Raw genomic sequence first — 24,382 nt, forward strand, 5'->3', positions numbered from 1 at the left:
CTCTTTTTAACTCAGACACTTTCTGCTTACTCAATGATAGGGATTTGTTGCAGATGATAGGTTAATGCGGAGATAAATTCTACAACGGTTACGCTGCTTTATTTATGACACGAGTGACTGGAGATATCGGACTACTTGCTACCCCAGTGGTCGCTAACCCAACCACCAATATGCTCATCAAAATGACTACCACTGAACCTCTGGTTGCGTTCCACCGAGGTATCACAGTCGTCTTTGTTGTCGATTAGGTTTTGTATGTAGTTTGCCATTGGGTCATTGGAACTCTGACGATCTCGGCGAGTAGCCACTTCCTTAATCAGTTGTAATCGATATGTAGAGCTTGCACGTTTCATTTCAATGACCTCCCGGTTTTTAGACACTAATAGAAAAATCTAGTTGCCAGATATAGGGGCGTCAACGTGATCAGAAAGTATTTTTTTTGAGCAACCAAGAATCAATACCTTGGCATCATAATTCACAAAAGTGTCATTTAAATTGGCATTTTGTCTGAGTCGATAGGTTGTGATTTTACATCTGATTGCATATAAAAAGCCCAGTACAAACTGGGCCAATCGATTTTCTATGGTTATTTTGAAGAGCTGGTTATTTTGAAGAACTTGGCTTGCTCTTAAATTGCTTAGCACTTTTCTTCTTTGCGGTTCTTCGGTTAGCCATTTTGTCTTTAGGTGGACGTTTACGAGCTGTCGCTTCCGATGCAGGTTTGTCTGTCACAGGGAAACCTTCTAATTCTTGTAGCACAAGAGGCTTATTGGTCAGATTACGAATCGCATTCAAGTAATCAGTTTCGCTGTGACTAACCAGAGAGATAGCGCAACCAGTGCTTCCTGCTCTTGCTGTGCGACCAACTCGGTGTACGTAAGTTGCGGAGTGTGTCGGCAAATCAAAATTAATCACGACAGGCAGCTGATCAATATGGATGCCGCGAGCCATCACGTCTGTCGCGATAAGCACTCGAGTCTCGCCATTTTTGAAACTTTCTAATGCTTGCTCTCGTTCTTCTTGGCTCTTATTTCCATGTAACGCACTCACACTGATTTTGGCTTTATTCAATCGCTTGGTTAATGCGTCGGCATTGTCTTTCGCACCAATGAACACCAATACTCGCGGCCATGGGGTCTGATGAAGTAGGGCGATAAGTGCTTGAGCCTTACTGCCTTTATTCACTAGATACAGTGTTTCCTCAATAGTCGCGACCACGCTGTTTTCTTGGTGTGTCGTGACTTTAACTGGATTTAAAAGAAGCTCTTGAGCTTGCCCCACTAATTCGGGCGGAAGTGTCGCAGAGAACAACAGTGACTGACGTTTGCTCGGTAGTGCTGCAATAATCGCTTGAATATCTGGCCAAAATCCCATGTCGATCAGGCGGTCGGCTTCATCAAGAACCAATGATGAACACTGAGCGACATCCAGTTCACCACTTTTGATTAAAGCAAGTAGACGCCCCGGAGTAGCGATTGCTAATTGTGGTTGGGTTAGTAATTGTTGCTGCTGATCATCAGTATTCACGCCACCGGTTAAGGTTACGAATTTGATATCGAGCGCTGTCGCCACCGGCTCTAAAGATTCAGTCACTTGAGACGCGAGTTCACGTGTCGGGACGATGATAAGCGCTTGCAGTCCATTCACATCATGGTTGATGTTGTTCAGCAAGGGTAAGCCGAACGCCAATGTTTTTCCGCTACCCGTTTGAGCCAACGCAAGTACGTCTTTACCCGCAATAATTGATGGAATTACCGCTTGTTGTATCTCAGTCGGTTTGTCGAATTGAGAAGGGATCGCTGTGACGGTTTTTGCGTTAAGGGTGAGGTTATCAAATGACATAAATGAACCAAGTATCAAAATAGAGGTGGAGTCTAACAGGGCTATAAATGTTAGAGAATGAGTTTTGCTGTGTTACAGGATAAACGGGTGAATTATACACGTTAAATTTAAGCGTTATCCATACAACTGAACTAAGGCAAGCTAATTAAACGTTTGGCATATTGTAATGGTATTGAATGGACGTACAATACCTGCCCTAAAATGATCAAGAAATGAATAGGAAGCTTTAAGGAAATGAGAGCGAAATGAGTTGGGAAAGTATCTGGCTGTTTATTGTCATCGTGTTTTTTATTGCGATCATTCCAGGCCCAAATGCTCTGTTGGTATTGAGCACGGCTTTAACTCAAAGAAAGTTGTTTGCGTTTATTAACGTGTTGGGTGTGTCATGCGGGTTCTTGTTTCATGCGTTTGTTTCTGCGAATGGCATGAGCTTACTGTTATCTCAGACTCCAATGGCCTTTGAGGGACTGAAGTGGGTGGGTGTATTGTACTTAGCATGGCTTGGGTACAACCATTTTCGGGCGGCATTGCGAGCTCAAGAGGGCGTGCTTGCTATAGTGAGCGCATCGGGCAGTAAGCTTTATAACCAGTTTTTCAAAGGACTCTTCACTAACCTACTGAATCCTAAAATCGTTCTGTTCTACCTTTCGATATTCCCTCAGTTTGTTTCTAAGGATCACATTGTGTCCGACAGTTTAATGCTGGGCGCGATACAGGCGACAGTGGTTGCTACATGGTTTTTGGTTGTCATTTTGATGGCTGATACGTTTAAGAAATTATTGACGAAAAAGCGCACGTCTCAATGGATGAACATTGTGTGCGGGTTGTTGTTTGTTGGCTTCAGTATTCAGTTGGCGCTGTTTCAGCTTTAGGGTTCATAGTTAATAATCGACCCCCTAGCATCTACGACTCATATCTCACTTTTTACTGAATACTCAACAATCCTTGTTTCTGTGCATAAATCTCTAAAGCATTAGCTCGTAAAGTCGATATAATGGTCAGATATCAATTCAGTGAATGTGTTCGTTCGAAATCCAATTGAAGCTAAAGGCTATTGCTTGACCGAATAAACAGAGACAGGGAGTCGCAGATGAGTGAAGAGTCATTCACCCAGAAACGCAAATATTACCGCTTGAAGTACCCAAAAAAGGCACGTCCAGTGATGCGAATTAAGGATGAGCTTTTTCATGTCAGCGAAGTGTCTGAAAAGGGTGTGCGCTTGATGATGCGTAACATCATTCCTGTTTATCGAGGCTTCTCAATGGCGGGCAGTTTAAGACTGCACGATAACAACACCATTGATATTAGTGGTGCAGTGCTGCGACAAGAAGGCGACGAAGTTATCGTTCAGTTGTTAGAAGGACCAAGCTTCAAAGATATGGTGTCAGAACAAAGACACATTAGACAAAGATACCCAGTATTTTTTGCTAGCCTCAGAGTGGCATAAAAAGCTTTTAAAGTTAGATGCCTTAAAGCCCAAGTCATTCATTCAGATCCGATATTAAAAAGCCCAGCACTTTCACAAGTGCTGGGCTTTGCTATATATGCAAGCAAACTAACTATACGGACAAACTAAGGCGCTTAGCCTGTCTATGGTTCGTTTTATAGCTCGTCTACTGTTGCCCAAACCGCTGCTAGCATGTCGTGACCAAATGCAACACTGCGCTCTGGAGACCAGCCGTAAAGTTCGTCAGCGTGGCTGATGTGATCTTTAAACGGCATCTCGACAGTGTAAGCTAAACATTTGAACTGCTCACCGATCCAATTTGTGCCGACGGTCATATTTGCTTTGCCCGGTTCGTCTTTATCGTAACCAAATTCATCTTGGAATTCTGGCGTGATAGTCAGAAGCGCTTGCTTGAAGTGGTTCTCTAGCTTCGCGATGCGCTCGTTGTAAGAAGGTGTGCCTTCGCTACCTGCTACAAAGTTATACGGGATTGCTTCGTCGCCATGAATATCTAGGCACAGATCAACGCCAGTTTCTAGCATGCGCTCGCGCACAAGGAAAACTTCAGGACTGCGCTCTAGAGAAGGTGATTGCCATTCGCGGTTAAGGTTTACACCAATCGCATTAGTGCGCAGGTGACCACGGATGCTGCCATCTGGGTTCATGTTAGGCACAACACGGAAAACAACGCTGTCTAGAAGAGAGCGACCGACTGTGTCTGTCTCATCAAGCAGGCGTTGCAGCAGACCTTCGATTAGCCATTCAGCCATAGTCTCGCCTGGGTGTTGGCGACCAATAACCCAGATGTTTTTCTTATCTTCACTTGGCTCACCAATGGTTAGCAAGGTGATGTCGTTGTTGTCTAGCGTGTGACCTAGAGTTTCAAGCTTACAAGCCGGGTGCGTTTGAGCACTGTGCAGAAGATCCTGGTGACGATCGTATGAGTACGGCGCGAAGTACGCGAAGTACATTGAATCGTGTTCAGGGATGATATCAAAGCTTAATGTATCGCCATCGAACTGAGATGGAATTCGGAACCACTCTTCACGGTCATAAGATGCTACAACATCATAATCTTTCCACCCATCAGGGTAAGCAGATGTTGCCAATTGGCCGATTTCAAAGTGGTGAGCTTGTTGAGCTTCGCTTTCTAAACGGAAGTGAAACCACTGAGAGATTTCAGTCTGGTTGTCTGCTGGGATAGTCAGTTGAATATTTTGTGGTGAATCTGCTGAAACGACGTGAATGTTGCCGCTTTCGAAATTGCTGAAAATTTTCATTGTAGTTTTTATCTCGTAGTTGAGTTGCCGTAAGACTAGCACACTTTTTTTCGAGCAAACCACTAACTAAATCGTAATGAGATGTTATTTCAATTCTCTATTTTTTGTTATCTACGTTTAAGCTATCTGATTTTGAACTAGCGGCGTTGGCAAGTCGTACAGCCACGACAAGCAGAACGTGTGTAGCGATCCAGTTTACTGCGTTGAACCTTACAGTACGCGTTTTTCAGTGCTCTTCTTCCAGAAAACCAATCATCGGGTTTCGAGAGGATCAGATAACCATTAAAGCGCTTCACGAGCTCTATTCTATTTTGGTCGATAAACTTGCTATCAAAGCCAATTTCAAAGTAATCAAGCGCTTGTTCTATGGCGGTGAAACTCGCTATTTTTTGCTGGAATTCTGTTTGGTTCATGGGGATTAGTCTCTGAACTGGTGGCAGCTATTGTACCGAGTCTACGACTTGTTTTATTGACTTTAGTTATGACTTATCTGGATTTTAGTCGTGGGCTTTTTCAACTTAAAATGATCTTTTTAACTCTTTGAAGCTTATAGATAAAACATCAACCAACTGTGCAGGAAAGGATCATGAATCGAATTAACCCAACGAAACTGCTCCGCAGTAAATGGACCGCGGTTAGCCCAGTTAAGAAAGAAAAGCACTTTATGGTCACTGAGGTCGAGTTCGAAGAAGGGGAGGTGATTCGTTGCTTGATAGAAGCAGTGATGACCAAACGAGAGGAAGCCATTAATTGGCGAGATCTAACCGACAAGGAGCATTGGCTTCCAGGTTGGAAGTAAGGACGTGAAGTAACGAAGAGTATCTCACTACACCCGTTTTAACTGCCCGCTACCGTTTGCAATTGCCAGTATTTGAGTCCTTCTAACACACCTTCAGCGTGTGTTGCTCTGCTAGTATACACATTGTCTCGATCAGACAAGTGAGCGACCTCAGGATAATGGTTAGCCACTAATATTGAGTTTACGCCCTTTATCGTCAGCATAGAGGTGTCGTTGGCAGAGTCACCGGCAACGCACACTTCTTCAACGCTCAACTCATGTTGTTTAAGTAGATGATGAATCGCTGTGGCCTTATTGACACCTTTAGGCGTGATATCTAGGTACCAATCGTGAGAGTAAGTGAGGTGTACATCTATCCCATGTAATTCTAAGCTCGATTCGATCAGTTCATGCTGAGGCTCTGAGAGCTTTCCTTCAAAAGTGATTTTGTAATCACCCTGATGGCTCTCTAAGCGTTCGCCCATGAAATCGAGTGGCGCCAGTGCTGACTCTACCTTTGATTTGTTCCAAGAAGCTTCTAATTGGTTGTGCCAAATATGATCAGGCTTTTGGGAGTGAACGTGATGAATTCTGGTACCCACATCGCTGATAATACTGTGTGGTTTCGGGTAGTTATTTGATGCCAAACCCACTCGGATTGAGGGCAGAGTTCTACCCGTCGCGATGATAAAGCGGATATCGGGTTGCTCCGCTAAGTAGTCAAATAACTGATTAACCCCATGAGATGAACCCCCATCAAGCGTACCGTCAAAGTCACACACCAGCATTTTTATCATTCGAGCGCCTTGTCCTTTTCTTTAATAATCGCGGAAAGTATGTCGATTTCTTCTATAAATAATGGCTCAGCAATGAGGACTCTACAAGTTGTCTTTCGGCTTAGATAATCGACACTCATTAGTTTGCAGTAAGCATCACACTTGGCGTTATGTTTTGGATACTGAAGATAATTCTATCAATTTGACCAGTGCCAAACTTGGTTTATTCCATCGGCTATTTCTATTTTTATATAGTGACTTTCTGGCCCTCTGTTGGTTTAAATGAGCGGTTGTGAATACCTCTGCGTTCTTGCCGAAGCTATACCGATCTTCTTGTTACGTCGATAAAGAAGAAAGGGGGAGGTTTTGCTCTTCGTAATGCGCAAATTTCCAGTTTTTAGATATCGTTAAAACTACAATAAATAGTTTGTATTCGAATTATTTGTACACGAAGTATTTGCGTTGGATCCTAGTCTGTTTCACCCATTAATTGTTTTAATGTGAAATAAATATTCAATAATCTATCAGTAAGTAATAGATAATCTCGAACGCATTTATATCGTTTTAATATCCTTTATTATCAGTATTTTGGTGGTTTTCATCTGGATGTTGAAACTTAATTTTGGTTGGCGAAATGATTGTTTTTGATAAGGGTTACCGAACGCAACCCCTTGATTTACAGCTTCACATTGCTTAGAGTGCTAATCGTTTTTCGAGCTTAAATAACCATTTTTAAGTTAAAATAGCTAAGAAAGGATTAGATTATATGGATCCCATACTGGAAGTTAAGGGACTGTACAAGGTGTTTGGTGAAGATACCGACCGTGCTTTTTCGATGATTAATGAAGGCGCGGATAAAGACAAAATTTTCGAAGAAACAGGGTTAACGATCGGTGTTAACGATGTTTCTCTTAGTATTCAAGAAGGCGAGATTTTCGTGATTATGGGATTGTCAGGATCTGGCAAATCAACCCTAGTACGCCTTCTTAACCGCCTAATCGAACCTACCAAAGGTAATGTGCTTCTTCGAGGCAAAGACATTGCCCACATCTCAGAAGATGAACTGCGCGAAGTCCGCCGCAACAACATCTCCATGGTTTTCCAAAATTTCGCACTGATGCCGCATATGACAGTTATCGAAAATGCTGCATTTGGCCTTGAGTTGGCAGGTGTTGAAGTAGATAAACGAAAACAGTCAGCATTTGAAGCGTTAGAGCGCGTAGGCCTTGGCGCATACTCAGAATCGTACCCAGATGAATTGTCTGGCGGTATGAAACAACGTGTTGGTCTAGCGCGTGCCTTGGCATGTGACCCAGATATCCTGTTAATGGACGAAGCGTTCTCGGCACTCGATCCTTTGATTCGTACTGAAATGCAAGATGAACTGATTCGTCTTCAAAATGACGATAAACGAACGATTGTATTCATCTCCCATGATTTGGATGAAGCGATGAGAATCGGTGACCGTATTGCCATTATGCAAAACGGTGAAGTGGTTCAAGTGGGCACACCAGACGAAATTCTTAACAACCCAGCGAACGACTATGTCGAAGCCTTTTTCCGTGGTGTAAATGTCGCAAGCGTACTTACTGTGAAAGATATTGCGCGTAAGAAACCGGCTGCGGTATTTAAAAAGTCAGAACACGACGGCCCAGCTTCCGCTCTGCAAATCCTAATGGATAACGACCGTGAATACGGCATCGTTGTTGAGAAGAGCAGTCTTTACTCCGGCATTGTTTCCATTGACTCCCTTCGCAAAGCTCACAAAGAGAACAAATCATTAGTGAGCGCGCAGCTCGATGATGGATTAACGCTGAACCCTGATTTACCAATCAATGACGTGCTTGGCCTTGTTGGTGGTGTGCCTTACTCAGTTCCTGTTGTGGATGAGCAAGGTAATTACTTTGGCGTGGTAACTAAGTCACGTTTGCTACAAACATTGGATAAGGGGTAGATCATGTCGTCTGAACAAACAAATAATGACCCATGGTCACAGTCTGCTCCTGCCGCTCAGCCATCAAGTGATCCTTGGGGTCAAGCCGCTGACACTTCACCATCGGCAGATTGGCTAAGCAGTGAAACCGTAGAAACCATTCCTTTTGATCCTCTTAATCCTTTTGCAGAAGCCGTTCTGCCTGTTGATACTTGGGTTGAGTCTGGATTGAATTGGCTAGTTGAACATGGACGACCATTGTTTCAAGCAATTCGTGTACCTATCGATTTCATTCTAAGTTCATTTGAAACGGCATTGGTGTCTACGCCAGCCCCATTTATGCTCATCATTTTGTTCTTGGTGGCATGGCAGTTTTCAAACCTGAAACTGGGTGTTGCTACGGCAGTATCTCTTACTATGATTGGTTTGATTGGCGCTTGGTCTGAAGCGATGACCACGCTTTCACTGGTGATGACATCTGTATTCTTCTGCCTGTTGATCGGTTTACCCATGGGGATATGGCTCGCCCGAAGTAACACGGCGGCTAAATTCGTTCGACCAATTCTGGACGCTATGCAAACAACGCCAGCCTTCGTTTACTTAGTACCCATCGTAATGTTGTTTGGTATCGGTAACGTTCCGGGTGTGGTGGTGACCATTATATTCGCACTGCCACCGGTGGTACGTTTAACGATCCTAGGTATTCAGCAAGTACCGGAAGATTTGATCGAAGCGGGTCATTCATTCGGTGCAAGCAAAAAGCAGATGCTTTACCGAATTCAACTGCCACTTGCATTACCAACCATTATGGCGGGCGTGAACCAAACACTGATGTTGTCGCTATCTATGGTGGTTATCGCATCAATGATCGCGGTGGGTGGTTTAGGTCAAATGGTACTGAGAGGTATCGGCCGTCTAGATATGGGACTGGCCGCTGTTGGTGGTCTCGGCATCGTTATTCTCGCCATCCTACTTGACCGCATTACCCAAGTTCTCGGGGTAAATGCAGGTAATACAAAATTACGCTGGTACCACATGGGCCCTGTTTCTCTTGTGCTCAATGCGATAAATCGCGGTAACAAATCAGAACTACAATTAAGGAAAAACACCAATGAATAATTCATGGAAGAGCAAACTTGCAGTTAGCATCGTTTCTACATTAGCAGTATCAACGAACGTGTGGGCAGCAAGCTTACCGGGTGAAGGTGTATCAGTTCAGCCAGTTCAATCGTCTGTAGCGGAAGAAACATTCCAAACGTTGATTGTTAACCGCGCTTTAGAAGAACTTGGCTATGACGTAAAATCAACACAAGAAGTGGACTACAACGTAGCTTACACCTCTATCGCAAAAGGTGACGCAACGTTCTTAACGGTAGGTTGGTTCCCGCTTCATGCTGATAAATACAAAATGGCGGGTGGTGATGAAAAATTCTACCGTGAAGGTCAATATGTAAGTGGTGCTGCGCAAGGTTACCTGATTGATAAGAAAACGGCTGAAAAATACAACATCACTAACATTGGTCAACTGACGGATCCGAAAATCGCGAAGCTGTTTGATGCTGACGGTGATGGCAAAGCAGACCTTACAGGCTGTAACCCAGGCTGGGGTTGTGAGATGGTGATTGAACATCAACTTTCAGCGTTCAAATTGGACGATACGGTGACTCACAACCAAGGTAACTATGCGGCGATCATCGCAGATACCATTTCTCGTTACCAAAAGGGTGAATCAATCCTTTATTACACGTGGACACCTTACTGGGTAAGTGGCGTATTGGTACCTAACGAAGATGTAGTTTGGTTAGAAGTACCTTTCTCAGCACTTCCTGGCGAGCGTTCGAATGTGGACACGACGTTATCTAACGGCAAAAACTACGGCTTCGAAATGAACTCAATGCGCATTATTGCGAACAAAGAGTTTGCTAAGAACAACCCATCAGCAGCGAAGCTTTTCGAAATCATCAAACTTAACATCAATGATGTAAGTGCTCAGAACATGATGATGAGTAAAGGTAAGAACAGCTCTGCAGATATCGAAGCGCACGTAAACGGTTGGATTAAAGCGAACCAAAGCACGTTCGATGGTTGGATTACAGAAGCGAAGAAAGCAGCACTGTAACTTTGACTTGTATTTGCTCTGTCTTACCAGACATTTTGATTTGAAATGATGAGCGTGTTGAGTGATTGTGTAGAGTCACTGAATCACCTTCAAATCAAGTGAAAAGGCGACAGAGTCAAACATTAAAAGGCCAGCAGTCCAATTTGGATTGCTGGCTTTTTGTTTTCTGTTTCTGTTTTTGAGCTTTGAGCTTCTAGCTTTTAATTACAGCTCTAGCGTTCGCCTTGAACCTCAAAATCATCGCTGACTAAACGAGCGCAACCATCCGCTTCTAGTGCCCAGTGCTCACGATGTACAACACCAAACGCTTTGTTCATTGTCCAGCTAGCGGTAAGAATGTAACCACCTTCTGGGTGTTCTTCCCATTTTACATCGGTGTAATCAACGTCTTTGAAGCCTTGGTCGATGATGTTTTGCCAAAATGCTTGAATCGCTTCACGGCCTTCAAAAGTACCAAACGGACGCGCTTCCATTACACAGCTTTCAGTATATTGATCTGCACAGCCTTTCGCATCTTGGCTGTTGAAAGCTTTTTGCCACGCGTTAATGCCCTGCTTACATGCTTCTAAAATTTGGTTGTCTAACATTGTCTTTCTCCATAACAGTATTGTGTCGAGCACTGTTTTTTTGACTTGGTATCTCGATAAGTTGAATTGAGTTTAGTCTTGGAAATTAATTTGAAAAACAGAGATAATAGAAAATACTGTTTGTAAAAAGAGAACAATAAGATGAGTAAGTTAAAGCAGATGTCGATTTTCGCTCATATCGTAGAGCAGGGTTCAGTATCAGCTGCGGCTGAAAAGCTTGAGTTATCTAAATCTGTCGTCAGTCAGCACCTCAAAATCTTAGAACAAGAGCTAGGCGCTTCTCTTCTTAAGCGCACAACACGCAGGCAATCTCTGACCAGCATGGGTGAGCGTTTTTATTTGAGTTGCAAAGACATTAACGTGATCGCTGAATCGGCTTGGGATATGGCCAAAGCTGAGCTAGAAGAGCCACAAGGTCGGATTCGTATCACGGCTCCGAACGCGTTGATGGATTTATTGGTTGCGCCCGTTGTTGCGGAACTGATGAAGCAATACCCCAAGCTAAAGCCAGAACTGATCAGCGATGATCAGCACTTAGATTTCATGGAACACGATATTGATCTCGCGGTACGTGTGGGAAGCTCGCGTGACAGTAATCTTAAGCAGAAACGCTTAGGTGAGTTTAAAGACGTGTTGTGTGGTGTTGAAAGCATGCGAGATAGAGAGCTTGAATCTATTCCTTATATTGCAAACTCTTGGCAGGGAAAACAGGTGACTCATCATTTTAGTTCTCAAAATGAGCAAGACTTTGTTTATCAACAACAAGCAAGCTGCACCACGAACTCTTTTCACAGTTGTCTTGCTTTGATCAAATCTGGCGTTGGTATCGGTGTGATTCCAGATTTTTGTCTTCCTCAGTTATCCAATGAAATTGTCGACGTGATGCCAGCATTCCAACTACCGACCAACACGGTTTATGCGCTAAACCCATTCGCTTCAAATACGCCTATCGCTATCAAGCTGTGTATCCAAGCGTTGGAAGAGAAGCTTAAGAAGAATTTAGTATAAGATTCCTATAGTTAGTAAAATCTGGTGCTTAACCATATTTATTAATGAATGCGATAACATTCTTGTTACTCAGTAATTCAATCTTGTCGATAGTAAGTACGCAATAGCGGTAGTTTTTGTTTTTGAAGGTGATGTTCGACTTTTCCTCTGTTGGTTCAGAAAACTTATAGATTTCAAATCCGATATTCTTCATAAGGTCCAATGCACTGGGGTTTTTTATGATCATGGAATACTTTTTAATCTTAGTGTTTCTTGCAAGAAGCTTCATATCGGAAATTAGGTTCGCAATAGATTGTTCGCGCTTCTCAGAATGACCGCTAACCACAATGTAATTTAAGTTATGATTGGATTCTAAAGAACAGGCTTGCTTAATATGTAGGTTCTTATTCTGGTATTGGGCGAATATATCTTCGTTGAAGAAAAAACCTAGGCTATGACTAACAATATCACCATTAACATTGACCATTTTTCTGCCATGCGCCTTTTTTTCACTGCAATAGAGAAACAGATCGATAGTATCAAGGGCTGAAGAATCCACCTTTGTATATTGTGAAATCAGCTTTATTCTATCTATTACTGCTTTGTCATTCTGATCTGTCATCAATGGCATGATCTGACAGTCGCAGCCTTCTTCTATCTCCCCTTTAGTGATAGACGATATTCGGCTTTGAAACGAAAAGAACCTCTCACGAAGGAAGTCTTCGAGTAGTGCACTGTCTTCGTTATCTTCGGAATCAAAGGATTTCAACGTTGTATACAAGTCCAGACCAAGGCTGTCTAATAACTTTAGGGCTTTGTAATTACTTGGCTTTACTTTGCTATTTTCCCATCGATTTATCGTTACGACATCTACAGAGCTGAATTCATCATCTAAGTGATTAATGTATGCCGCAAAATCCTTTTGCGTTAACTTCAACTTCTTGCGCGCTTCGCGCAGTAATTGCGGAAATTTCATCATGGTAGAATATTCATCTTTGATTAGTGACATTACATTCCGATTAGTCAGATAGTCTATTTTGTCAATCGTTAATATACAGTAGCTATAATGTTTATTTTTGAATGTGATATTACATTTTTTAGCAGAAGGTTCTGAAAATTTGAATACTTCAAATCCCACGCCTTTCAAGAGTTTCATCATGTTGGGATCTTTTACTAAAACAGAGTATCTTTTTATATTTTCATTCTGAGAAAGTAACTGTATATCTGAAACTATATGCTCAATAACATGATGTTTTGTCTCTGAGTGTGAGCTTATATTAAAATAATTTATGCTTTTGCTTGAATTTAAAGAGCAAGCCATTCTTAGATCTAGCTCTTGAGTCTTTAAATTCTCGAATTGATGCTCTTCAAAGAAAAAGCCTACGTTGTGACTCACGATGTCGCCATCTGTATTGATGAGCTTGTGACCGTGTGCTTTTTTTTCACAGTAATAAAGATATAAATCAATTTGGTTCAGTGGCGAAATATCGACTTTTGTGAATTTAGAAAGTAGTTTGATTCTGTCGATAACGCCAGTGTCACAAGGCTCTGACATTAAAGGCTGTGACTTAAAGCTGCGACTGCCTTGTTGTTCATTCAGGCTTGATAGAGCTGAAATTCTACTTTGAAATGAACCATAGGATTCGTTTAAAAACAGTTCGATTAGTGTGTCTTTTTGTTCGGATTTAAAGCTCTTTATTGTCTCAAACAAATCTCCGCCAAGGTACTGTAAGATCTTGAGTGCTTTGTATGCACTAGGCTTTACCTTACTGTTTTCCCAGCGATTTATCGTTACGACGTCTACCGCATTAAACTCATCGTCTAGCTGATTTAAGTAGGTTGCAAACTCTGTTTGTGTAAATTGAAGTTCCTTTCTGAAGTTACGTAACAACTGTGAAAACTCACTCATTAAAACATTAACCTTCTGATAATTAACTCAATGTCTTGATTCTAATTTAGACATCAGACTCTCTATTTAACATCTTCAGTAATTTGTTTTTTACGGATGTTAATTGTTCGGATTATTTGAACTGTATGTTGCGCATGTCCCTAATAGGCTAAGTGCCAAATTGGTGACGTCAAATCTATGGCTTTTTGCCTAGACACTTGTCAATCTACTGTGAAGTGCGCGTTAATGTTCAGATACAATCTTGCCTTTTTCTTATCCATTCTGCTGTTTCCATTGACCTCCTATGCGGACACAACGGGTCTTGTTATAGATCTGTCTGTTGACAGTGCGTCTTACGACAACGACCAGCAGGTGGCTTATACGCTTGTTTTAACGAATGAGTCGGATAAAGCTATCACTGAGTTGGACGTTAAAGATGAGCTGTTAAATATCTTAACGACAGATGACCAAGGGAATAATGTAAGTGCGTTCTCGCAAGTCTCGACTCAAGCGCAATCCACCTTCCTTTCATCTCCAGGTGATTACAGTCGCTTCGGAAACTTAGATGCATCAGGTGTACGTATTGCGGCTGGTGGATCGGTGACCTATATCATGGTGGCCACCGTTTCTGCCGACGCTGCAGGTACGATTGATAATGTCGCTAGTGCGAGCACTGGACTGTTGGATGCTGTTGAATCAAATACAGAATCCATTCAGCGTGGTGTGTACCAACATGATGTTGTGGTGTCAGTAGACAAGACAAACTACCAACTGAAGAATGAACTCACGTACTCGATCAAGGTGTCGAATACTGGCGATTCGGTGATTAGAACGCTTGATGTTCAAGATGCTATTTCAGATATCAAGGCATTCGACATCGATGGTGTTCTTCAACAGGCCTTCACTGACAACGTGAACTCTGCCGAGGTCCAAGGCGGCGAAAGTGATGCGGGTACCTATAGTTTTTCAGGGGACTTGTCAGTCGCTGATGCATCGATAGATATTGGCGGATCTATCACCTACACAATTCGAACGACTGTTGCCGACAAACTCGTCGGCGACATTGTTAATGACAACATAACCGCAGAAACACGAGATGCGCTGGTAACGGGTGACACAATCACAACGCCACCCACAGCACCTAATGTCACTCTTAAACATACCTTGAACCAAACAGAGAACTATCTTGTTGACGATGAGTTTTCTTACACGGTTACGGTAACCAACCAAGAAAACTCTGGTATTGCGTATCACTATTCTATTCAGCAGCTACTTGCCGATTTAGAGACCGACTTAGGTAACGATGTCAGCAACGATAAAAATGCTAACGATACCAAGGGGAATCCTTACGAATCTTGGACCAATAAAGTTATTACTATTGGGCCTAACAGTACCTCTCAACTGGCTGATAGCGGCGTAGAATCCAACCATTCACTGGATGATGTAGTCTCTATTTACCCTGGCGAAGAGATCCTTTACTCGGTTGAAGTCGATGTAAGCCCTGTTTCAATTGGCAAAATTCCTAAAGTTATCGCACGTGTAGTGAATGCCGAAGGCACGGCTGATTCTGCTGATGTGGTGACTAACCCTCTAGATACACAAGAAGTTCTAAACTCTTCATCAAGCCAGATTACCCGCAACAAGAACACAACAGATACCACTTATGTACCTGGGATATCGGGTGAAAATGAAGTGGTCTATGACATTGTTATTTCTAACAAAGACACTGAATTCTTCGCTAACGATGTTGAAGTGATCGATAAGTTCGCTTGTATTGTGACAGAGCAAGCCGATGGCACCACCGCTTCTGCATTCTCTGAATGGAAGCTAGAAGTGGATGAGAGCAGCGGTGAGGGTTCTAACTATGGCTCATTTAATTATGGAGCTTGGACTACGAACGACATCAACCTAAAAGTCGATCTAGCACCTGAGGGCTTTGTTCACTACAAGCTGACAGCAAAGGTAGCAGACACAAGTGTTGGTCAGATTGTTGATGATGGTACCGATGCGGGCTTGTGCTTAGGGGATAATTTAGGCGAGTCAGGCTCTGGTGTTCAAATGCCAAACTCGAAATTAAAAGTCCAAAAAGAAGTGGATTCACGCTACTACTCTGCAGGTGGCGATCTTAATTATGAAATTACTGTAGAAAACAACGGTGATGGCTACGCGATCGATGTGCCAGTATACGATGACATTGCATCAATCATGACCAAATCAATCACGGATGAGCCGACCAAAGCGTATTTGAGCTGGGTTGTGACGGCGAAATCTTATGGTTCGGATGACTTAGTCTCAATAAACAGTGATCCCGGTTTTAGCGGTGAAATTTTAGGTAATCAGAGCAATAAGAACATTTTGGATGTGGAAGCGAAGCTAGCCCCACACGACAAAATCATCTACAGCATTGCAGCGGTGGTAAACCCGATTGCCGATGATGAGATTCGAAATGAAGTGACGGTAGACAGCGTGCTTTATTCCGACAGAGGTTCATACCCAAGAGACTATTACCTAGTCTTGGATAAGCGTGTCGATGGCAACAATGAACAAAACGCTTACACCGATACGACAAAGGAAGTCACTTATACAATCAGCGTTACCAACCCAGAAGGGAATGGTTTCGCGTCTAACATCAATATTAAAGATGAAATCAGCACGATAGAGGCTGAGTTACTGCATGAACCGGGTGAAACCAAGCCTGTGTTCTCATCGTGGACGATCAGTGCAGAAAGAGAAGCAGACTCTCCGTGGGTGAAAGCCGTAACCGACCCTGGATCGTTCTCGGATAATAATGATTTGGATGCCACCGCTCAGATCCCGCCAGGTGCGACGATTACCTATACCATTGTTGGGACACTCGATCGCAGTGTCGACAGCGAGATTCTTTGGGGAGCGTTCACCAATACCGCAACAGTGACGGGACCAGATACTAACCTATCGGATACCGTTCGCACATACCCAAATGAACCTAATCTTGTTGTCGCTAAGACAGCTCGTAATACCGATTTTCTTGTAGGTGAGCGCGCTACGTTCGATATTTATATCTATAACCGTGGCATCGGCTACGCAAATGACGCAACGGTACAAGATAGCATTTCAACACTTAATTTCTTTGATAGCTGGACAATTGTAGGTTCGACCAACACCGATAAACCGGGTTCTCGTTACGGTGACATTGCTAACGACACTGACATCAATACCGACGTTGATATCACTCCTGGAGGGTGGGTTCACTATGAGGTGAGCGGCATTGTTAAGTCTGACTATGAAGAAGAACAAGTATCCAACCGTGTTGATGTTTACGATCCTATTACAGACCGTGACCACAGCTCTTCCGCTCAAATAGATAACTCACACAGTACCTATGACATCAATGTTTCATTAGCCAAAACGACCGATGTTGTCCGCTACACGCCGGGTGAAGATCTCACCTATACCATCGTTATTGGCAATAATAGCGACACTGATGAGACCGATCTTATCTTCATGGATCGCCTGAGTGAGATCACCACTACGCTAGCGAATGATAAAGATGGTGAAGTAGAAGATGTTCTTAATCAAAACCCGTTTGACTATTGGTCTGTTGATACTGGCTCAGGTTTCGGTCCTCAAACGACTGAAGATGTGGAGTTCCCAGTTTCAATTCCGGCCAAAGACTTTGTCACGGTGCGTATTAAGGCGCATGTCAAAGACAATGCGGTATCTAACGGTGTCGCTGACAGAGACGGCGGCATAATCCGCAACGAAGCAGTGCTGATTCATGACGATAATGCCGGTTGTACTGACGATTGTGAGTATGCCAAACGTGCCGTGGCTGAAAACCATCAAGTGCATAACAGTGGCGGCGTTGTTCGTACAACCAATATTAATCGTTACTCTCCGGGCGATCAGTTGACTTATACCATCAAGTACAACTCTCAAGACGGGCGCGGTTATCGAAACAACGTTGACGTTAACGAACTGATTAATGACATATCAGTGGAGCTACAAGATGGCAGTTCAGGCAATCCATTCTTTGACGGTGGAACGGGTACCAACAAGTTTACGGTTGCGGTAGTTAAGAGTGACCCTACAAACGCGGGTACGACCGATGGGACAAAAGACGGTGATGTTGCGAACGACACTGACATTGTGACCTCTATTGATATCGATGCCGGCGAAGACGTGACTTACACGGTAACCGGTACTATTAGGCCTGATGCGGTCGGTAATATTCACTATCGAGATACAGTGGTCATCCCTGATGATTACCACTTAGATTTTGATAAAACCACCGATGAAGTGGTGTACGAGCCCGCTCAAACCGTGACCTATCATTTAGTGATTGAGAATGACGGCAAAGGTAACGCTCACGATATTCCAATCGTTGATAACCTCAAAGATATTACCGTCGATCTCGTAGACGGAACGACTGGACCTGCGTATTCAACGTGGACCATTACCTCTATCGCAACGGGCACTGATTCTGAATACGTGGATGCAGGTGCGGGTGCGGGCAAGGTTTATACATCAACAGACAGTAACTTAGATCTAGAAGCCGATATTCCAATGGGTGCCACGCTTGAATATCAAGTGGTCGCGACTATTAATGATAAAGCCAATGGCAATATTATCAATGTGCTCACTGTCGATGGAGATACGATCTCCCATGATATTTCACAAACCGTTCGCCAAATTGACTATGAAAAAAATATAGTAGATTACTACGATACCGATGGTAACAAAATTCCGGGAGCAACGAGCTACATGCCAGGCGGTTACATCGAGTATGAAATCTATATCGAGAATATCGCGGCGGCTCACGTTGATGACATCAGCCTGCGTGATGACATCGATCAGATAACCACTCAATACTACGATGGTAGTCGAGGTCCGGCGTTTGATAGTTGGACTATCGAAACGTCTGCAGACAGCTCAGGTATTTCTGACCCAGATGTTGATAACTCGATCCAAGACAATCAACCAATCGATACGCACTTCGATATCTCGGCAGATAATTTTGGTCGCGCAATGTCATCAGGTTTTGTACGTTATGTTATCAAAGCCAAAATCAGCCCGAAAGCGGTAGGCTCTTTTACCAACAAAGCTTATATCGATGAAGATGATGGCAACCAGTTTATCGCTGTGTCTCCACCCACGTCGATGTCAGAACCTGAGATAACATTCTCGAAAAAGGCGTTTTATGATGCTGGGTTCTCTTCGCAAAAAACTGAATATTCTCAAGCCGTTGGTGAGAGTGAGGTTTACTACCGAGTTCAAATTAAGAACACGGGTAACGGCATTGAGTATGGCTCTCATCTTGAAGATACCATTTCTGCAATCCAGACTCGTATTGCAGAAGACAGCACCACTTCAGGTGGTGATCCTGTAGGACAACCGTTCTTGGCTGGCTGGGAAGTTAGCCTAGATAAAACGGCGGCGACAGGCTCTATTACCGACGCGATTGACTTTGTACCGGGCAATAACATCGATATTGATAACGACATTGTTATCGCACCTCAAGAAAGCCTAACGTTCACCATCCATGCTGTGATTCGTGAGGATGCGTTGGGTGATATTCAAAACAAAGCGAATTATGACGGTATGGTTCGCACTGCGACTCTAATGCCTCTTGGCAATAATATCAGCGTTGAAAAACGCGTGGTGTCGATTAATGGTAACCCGTTTAACGATGGAGATACTTATCTGCCGGGTGATGAAGTTGAGTATGAATTTGTGGTCACTAACCCTGAAAACGGTTGGGCAAATGACATTCAGATCAAAGACACGGTAAAGGATATTCAAGTTGAGGTTATTGGCGGAACAATGGAATCTGCCTTTGTTTCGGGCGATATCACTCACGAAATCAGCAATGGTATTGATGCTAACGTAGATACCTATGTTCCTAGCTATAACCCAAACAGTAACCTGAATATCGAAACCGATATTGCCGCAAGTGAGATACTGACGTTCAACTTAACGGGTGTCATCCGTGATGACGCTTTGGGGATTATTGAAGCTAACCGAGTGACGGCAGAAAATGAGTCTGCAACATCAGAAACGATTCCACCACAAGCGGCTGAACTCGACTACTTCAAAACCTTGGTATACACCGATGGTGAATCGGCTGGCTGTTCAGTTCCTTCAAACGATGGCAGCAGCTGTACTTATGCACCACGTGGTGATGTTGAATATCAAGTCACGTTAGATAACACGGGCGATAGCATTGCCAATGATGTACGTGTTATCGATGCCATCCATACCATCAAAACGGAAGATGGCGATGATGCGTTCTCTGATTGGGCAACAGCGATTGCAGTTGAACCGGTAGGATCTTATGACGTACAGGGCGACTACAACGGAAGTGTCCCGTTGGATGTGACTGTCGATCTTCGCCCCGGCGAACGCATCGTGTTCGATGTTAAAGGCACGGTTTCAACATCGGCAACAGGTACCATTACTAACACGGCACAAGTGAACGGCGATGACACCAACGACATCGTACTTGACCCCGGTCGCTCGAATATCTTAATCGATAAGTGGACAGATACACCCACGTACGTACCGGGTGGAACGGTGAATTACTACATCGACATCACTAATGACGATGTGGATTCTGGCCTGTTCTCAATCCGCGACATCATCAGTGGCTTCGAAGTCGAAACGGTCGATGGTTCAATGCAAACCGCACTCACAGAGTGGCGTGTCGATTACGATATTTTATACAACTCTGCACCATCTGATCCTAACGCGAATGATTTCTCAGAGTTAGACAAGCTCGTTGGGCAAAGCAGCCCAGACATCGATTTACCTGCAGAGTCAGTCAAGATGGCAGGGCGTGATGATGCGGGCACTGGCGGTGGTGACAAGTACACGGTTGTTCGAATCCATGTTGAAGGCAAGGTGCGTGATGACGCGATTGGTCGCTTTACCAATACTGCATACCTACGACATGGCTTGGACGATTCGAAAATTGCTCGCTTAAGAGAGGGGTACATCACGCCTCAACCGGGACAGTTGGTGCTAACCAAAGAAGCCACCCCGATTGTCGAGCCTGACGCTAAGTACCAACCAGGTCAACCTATCTCCTACAAGATCACTGTGGCTAACACGGGTGAAGGTTATCTTGTCGATCAAATCCTGACGGATCGTATTGATACCATCATGACAGAAGTGGCGAATAGCCCAGATCAAGAACAAGCCCTTACCGGCAACTGGATCATCAGCGATGAGCAGATTGATGGTAGTGGCGACCCAACATTGAATGCTCGCAAAGATGTGTCCAATACCACTCAAGGTTACAGCGCCACTTACAGCATTCACCCCGGCGATAGCTATTCGTTTGTTGTCACCAATACCGTGAATGACAAAGCCAAAGGTGAGATCACTAACGTTGTTAAAGTGGCTGGCAATGATGGTGAATACACCGCAGACGCGACTTACATTCCAGAAGACGCACAAGTCGAGATCACGAAAGACGTCGATAAAGCGGAATACCTTCCGGGAGAAACACTTCAATACACCGTGACCGTTAAAAATAACGGCTTAGGTTGGGCAGAAGATGTTGTGATTGAAGATGCGTTGAAATCGGTTGATACCACGATTGCTGGTGGTGAGATGAATCAAGCCTTTGATCCTGCTTCAATCCAAATTTCAGCGGTATCGACGACGGGTGAAACGCCAGTACCAGACGCAACCAGTGGTGAAGACCTCAAGGAGACGCTCGATATCGCACCGGAAGACAGCATTGTTTTTACGATTCAAGTAGCGACGAATGCGCTTGCGACAGGCGATATTACTAACATCGCATCAGCGACCTTTGATGGCACAACTTTAAATGACTCGGCAACCAGCACACCAGTGCTGGCGACGGTTTCGGTCAAGAAGACGGTTGATACGCCATCTTATGAAGTAACCAAACTGATTAACTACGACATCACCGTAACCAACAGTTCTGAGGCGTTTGCATCTAGCGTTCAGCTGCAAGACATCATCAGTGACATTCAAGTCGACACGACCGCGGATAAACAAGAGTCGGCATTTCTATTATGGGAAGTGAGCTTTGAAGCCTCAGATGATCGCTCCGTAGTAACTCCAAAGACGTTCGACCTCAGTGAAGACATTGATGTGAGTATGGATGTTGCGCCACAGAGCACAGTGACTTTCCACGTTAAGGCGTTGATTCGTACTACGGCGATTGGCGATATCAGTAACACGGCAACCATCACTTACAACGGTACACCACAAGACTCGACGGTAGTCATTACGCCGAAAGGCTCTGAGTTTGTTGCGACGAAAACCAACGTACAAACCGAGTATGAACCGGGTGGTGAGCTAGAATTCTTGATCACTATTGAAAACACCTCAAACAACTACATCAGTGACCTAAGCGTTGTCGATGATATGAGTACCATTGAGGTGAGCTATTACGATGGTACCACTGGGCCTGCTTTTGTTGACGGAACCACTTCTTTGGTTGTTGACTCAACCACGGTCGGGACTACGACCGAGCAAGTTAGCCCGACGGAATACAGTGTGGATATTGCTCCGCACGGTACGGTTGTATTCCGCTCAAAAGGTACCGTGGTCGATACTGCGACTGGGCGTATCATCAATACAGCGCAAGTCGACGGCGGTGATGTGGTTAGCCCTCCGGTTCAAACTGTTGCCGCGGTTGTTCAAGCCGATCTCTTTACAGACGCACCTTATTACGTGCCGGGCGACCAAGTCGAGTATCACTTAGTGGTACAAAACATTGGTCGTGGCATCGCTAAAGATGTCGCGCTTTACACCCAGTTCTCTGAGTCAATGGGTGATTACATCGACGGTTCTCGCAGCAATGCTTTTGATGGTTGGACACTTACCGCTAAATCGGAAGGGGCTGAAACGCAACCGGGTACGTTTGATCATGACAAAGACTTATTCACTTTGGTCGATATCGCGCCGGGCGGCAAGATTGATTACACCTTCACCCTGACAGTTAACGAAGACATGCTGACCAACATCGATGTGCTTGGCTACTACCTTGATTTAACCGGTAGCCCAACGATGCGTGCTCGTTCTAAAGGCATGTTGGCATCAGAAACCTCGATGCAGGCAGTGGCAGACCAAGTATCAGCTCTGGATTTACCGCCAGTGGGTGCAGATCTGGTTGTCGAAAAGCGTTCAGACAAACCTGAATACACTGAAGATGACGACAGTGTCACTTATTACCTAGCCGTGACCAACAATGGTTTAGGTAATGCAGCGAATGTGCGACTCACTGATGAGATCAGCGAGCTGCAAAATAGCGTTGGCAACAAAGTGTTTACTGACTGGACGATTGAAGGCGTGGAAGTCGATGACACAGGCTCGGTGATTCAGCGTCATAGCTTCCCGTCGAGCAAAGACCTAGACACTACCGTTAACCTGAAGTCCCAAAAGCGAAATGCCTATGCATTTGAAGTGGTGGGTACATTAGGTAAAGGTTTGGATGACGACATTACTAATACCTTCACGGCGACCGAATCTGACGGTACCGAAACCAGCGACAGCGTAACCACTCACATCAAGAAGATTCCTGATAACTCTGGGGAATTGGAGCTGACTAAATCTGCACTGCAAGATACCGCGCAAGTCGGTGATGCGGTTGAGTACGAGGTCATCGTCGAAAACAACAATGAATCTTACTTTAAGAACGTGGCGGTAGAAGACCGTTATCCGGGGGGCTTAAAGTATATCGTGGACACATCAGAAATCGTGTTGAGCGGTATCGATGGTGAGTTTGATACGGAAGACGATCAGGTTATCTCGCAAGAGCCATCTGACACCGGCAAGCTTATGTTCACTTCGTTGAACTTTGATCCGGGCGAGAAGATACGTATTCGATACTTATTGCGTGTATCGGTAGGTGCCACCTTTGGTGACTACATCAACACCGCAGTCGCGAAAGTGGATGGCTCGGCTGTTTCCAATGAAGACACCGCTAAAGTGACCGTAGAGCCGGATAAGGTGTTCGATACCTCATCAATCATCGGTAAAGTTTTTGAAGATCATAACAAGGATGGATTCCAAGCTGATGCAACCGCTTTTGATGTTGAGTTAACTGCGAACCTATCAACGCAAGGCTACATCGCTGACTCGACACACATCATCCGTGATGGTCAAGACGTTGCAGTTCAAGATGGCGCGATAAACTCTGGGCTTGAGCAGGGCTTGGATCTTGGCGATCTTTGGGGTCATTCAGTAAACCGAACACTGCCAGAAACCAGCAAAGTGGTTATCCAATTTAAGACTCGCACACAGCAGAGCTTTGATTTCTATGTCACGACCGATGCGGGCTCTCGTATTGAGTTCGACATAAAAGGTCAGATTCAGTTTAAGCATGAATCCGATAAGAAGAAGGGACTGAGCGCGGAAAACCTCAACGTAACCAGAAACCTGTATCGTGATGGCGAGGATTACCTGTGGGAAATCGTTATCGAGAACAAAGGTATTTACGAAGATGGTATTCCGGGCGTTAAGTTGATGACGGTTGAGGGAATCGTTATTTACACAGACCAGTACGGTCGTTACCACGTGCCCGACCAATGGGTACTCAATAAGAAAGGTAAGAACTTCCTAGTGAAGTTGGACACTGATTCGTTATCCACCTCTATGGAAGTGGTGAGCGAAAACCCGAAAGTGTTGCGAATTACCCCGAACAAGCTCACCAAGTTCAACTTTAGCGTTCATCGCAAAGATCAAGAAAGTGAACAGAAGTAAGCCATTGGAACCGTATCTGGAAATTG

15 protein-coding genes are annotated in these 24,382 nt (G+C 44.2%); 8 read left to right on the plus strand and 7 right to left on the minus strand.

What is annotated here, in order from left to right:
- Window positions 1-131: 131 nt before the first annotated feature.
- Entirely contained in the window at window positions 132-353 is a 222-nt protein-coding gene (locus AC3CIA_RS05855) for a hypothetical protein (protein ID WP_004734659.1), read from the minus strand.
- A 250-nt stretch (window positions 354-603) separates the two neighbouring features.
- A complete protein-coding gene (locus tag AC3CIA_RS05860; protein WP_488518679.1) occupies window positions 604-1,842 on the minus strand; it encodes a DEAD/DEAH box helicase in 1,239 nt (412 codons plus the stop codon).
- 245 nt (window positions 1,843-2,087) lie between these two features.
- Here AC3CIA_RS05860 and AC3CIA_RS05865 point away from each other — a divergent pair, with 245 nt between their 5' ends.
- The gene (locus AC3CIA_RS05865) at window positions 2,088-2,714 is read left to right on the plus strand and encodes a LysE family translocator (protein ID WP_054546629.1); all 627 of its coding nucleotides are present in this window, start codon (window positions 2,088-2,090) and stop codon (window positions 2,712-2,714) included.
- 218 nt (window positions 2,715-2,932) lie between these two features.
- Window positions 2,933-3,289: a hypothetical protein gene (locus AC3CIA_RS05870; RefSeq protein WP_054546628.1), complete on the plus strand. Its 357-nt coding sequence runs from the start codon at window positions 2,933-2,935 to the stop codon at window positions 3,287-3,289.
- Window positions 3,290-3,444: 155 nt separating this feature from the next.
- Here AC3CIA_RS05870 and AC3CIA_RS05875 read toward each other — a convergent pair whose 3' ends face one another.
- Together AC3CIA_RS05875 and AC3CIA_RS05880 are read right to left on the minus strand one after the other, a co-directional pair.
- Window positions 3,445-4,569 (minus strand): M14 family metallopeptidase, encoded by a 1,125-nt coding sequence (locus AC3CIA_RS05875; RefSeq protein ID WP_114633252.1) that lies wholly within the window; start codon window positions 4,567-4,569, stop codon window positions 3,445-3,447.
- Between the two features lie 137 nt (window positions 4,570-4,706).
- Window positions 4,707-4,982 (minus strand): nitrogenase-stabilizing/protective protein NifW, encoded by a 276-nt coding sequence (locus tag AC3CIA_RS05880; protein WP_004734654.1) that lies wholly within the window; start codon window positions 4,980-4,982, stop codon window positions 4,707-4,709.
- Between the two features lie 173 nt (window positions 4,983-5,155).
- Here AC3CIA_RS05880 and AC3CIA_RS05885 point away from each other — a divergent pair, with 173 nt between their 5' ends.
- Entirely contained in the window at window positions 5,156-5,368 is a 213-nt protein-coding gene (locus AC3CIA_RS05885) for a TIGR02450 family Trp-rich protein (RefSeq protein WP_146457346.1), read from the plus strand.
- A 38-nt stretch (window positions 5,369-5,406) separates the two neighbouring features.
- On the opposite strand, the gene AC3CIA_RS05890 is transcribed toward AC3CIA_RS05885, so the two are convergent.
- Window positions 5,407-6,144 (minus strand): HAD-IIB family hydrolase, encoded by a 738-nt coding sequence (locus AC3CIA_RS05890; protein WP_428786631.1) that lies wholly within the window; start codon window positions 6,142-6,144, stop codon window positions 5,407-5,409.
- 745 nt (window positions 6,145-6,889) lie between these two features.
- Here AC3CIA_RS05890 and proV point away from each other — a divergent pair.
- From proV to proX, 3 genes are read left to right on the plus strand one after another with little or no spacing between them, the layout of a single operon-like run.
- A complete protein-coding gene (gene proV / locus AC3CIA_RS05895) occupies window positions 6,890-8,077 on the plus strand; it encodes a glycine betaine/L-proline ABC transporter ATP-binding protein ProV (RefSeq protein ID WP_017079026.1) in 1,188 nt (395 codons plus the stop codon).
- Window positions 8,078-8,080: 3 nt separating this feature from the next.
- Window positions 8,081-9,175, plus strand: a complete 1,095-nt coding sequence (gene proW / locus AC3CIA_RS05900) for a glycine betaine/L-proline ABC transporter permease ProW (RefSeq protein WP_004734649.1) — start codon at window positions 8,081-8,083, stop codon at window positions 9,173-9,175.
- Window positions 9,168-10,175 (plus strand): glycine betaine/L-proline ABC transporter substrate-binding protein ProX, encoded by a 1,008-nt coding sequence (gene proX, locus AC3CIA_RS05905; RefSeq protein WP_065205515.1) that lies wholly within the window; start codon window positions 9,168-9,170, stop codon window positions 10,173-10,175. Before proW ends, proX begins: the two co-directional genes overlap by 8 nt.
- Before the next feature lie 212 nt (window positions 10,176-10,387).
- Here proX and AC3CIA_RS05910 read toward each other — a convergent pair whose 3' ends face one another.
- Entirely contained in the window at window positions 10,388-10,762 is a 375-nt protein-coding gene (locus AC3CIA_RS05910) for a YybH family protein (RefSeq protein ID WP_029222090.1), read from the minus strand.
- A gap of 141 nt (window positions 10,763-10,903) precedes the next feature.
- Here AC3CIA_RS05910 and AC3CIA_RS05915 point away from each other — a divergent pair, with 141 nt between their 5' ends.
- Complete coding sequence (locus tag AC3CIA_RS05915; RefSeq protein WP_488518680.1) at window positions 10,904-11,770, plus strand: LysR family transcriptional regulator; 867 nt, start codon at window positions 10,904-10,906, stop codon at window positions 11,768-11,770.
- Between the two features lie 28 nt (window positions 11,771-11,798).
- On the opposite strand, the gene AC3CIA_RS05920 is transcribed toward AC3CIA_RS05915, so the two are convergent.
- On the minus strand, window positions 11,799-13,658 hold the full coding sequence (locus AC3CIA_RS05920; protein WP_488518681.1) for a helix-turn-helix domain-containing protein: 1,860 nt from the start codon (window positions 13,656-13,658) through the stop codon (window positions 11,799-11,801).
- A 306-nt stretch (window positions 13,659-13,964) separates the two neighbouring features.
- Between AC3CIA_RS05920 and AC3CIA_RS05925 the strand changes: the two genes are divergently transcribed.
- A complete protein-coding gene (locus AC3CIA_RS05925; protein ID WP_488518874.1) occupies window positions 13,965-24,356 on the plus strand; it encodes a hypothetical protein in 10,392 nt (3,463 codons plus the stop codon).
- Window positions 24,357-24,382 lie beyond the last annotated feature (26 nt).

The organism is Vibrio sp. QJM3NY_27 (assembly GCF_057785955.1).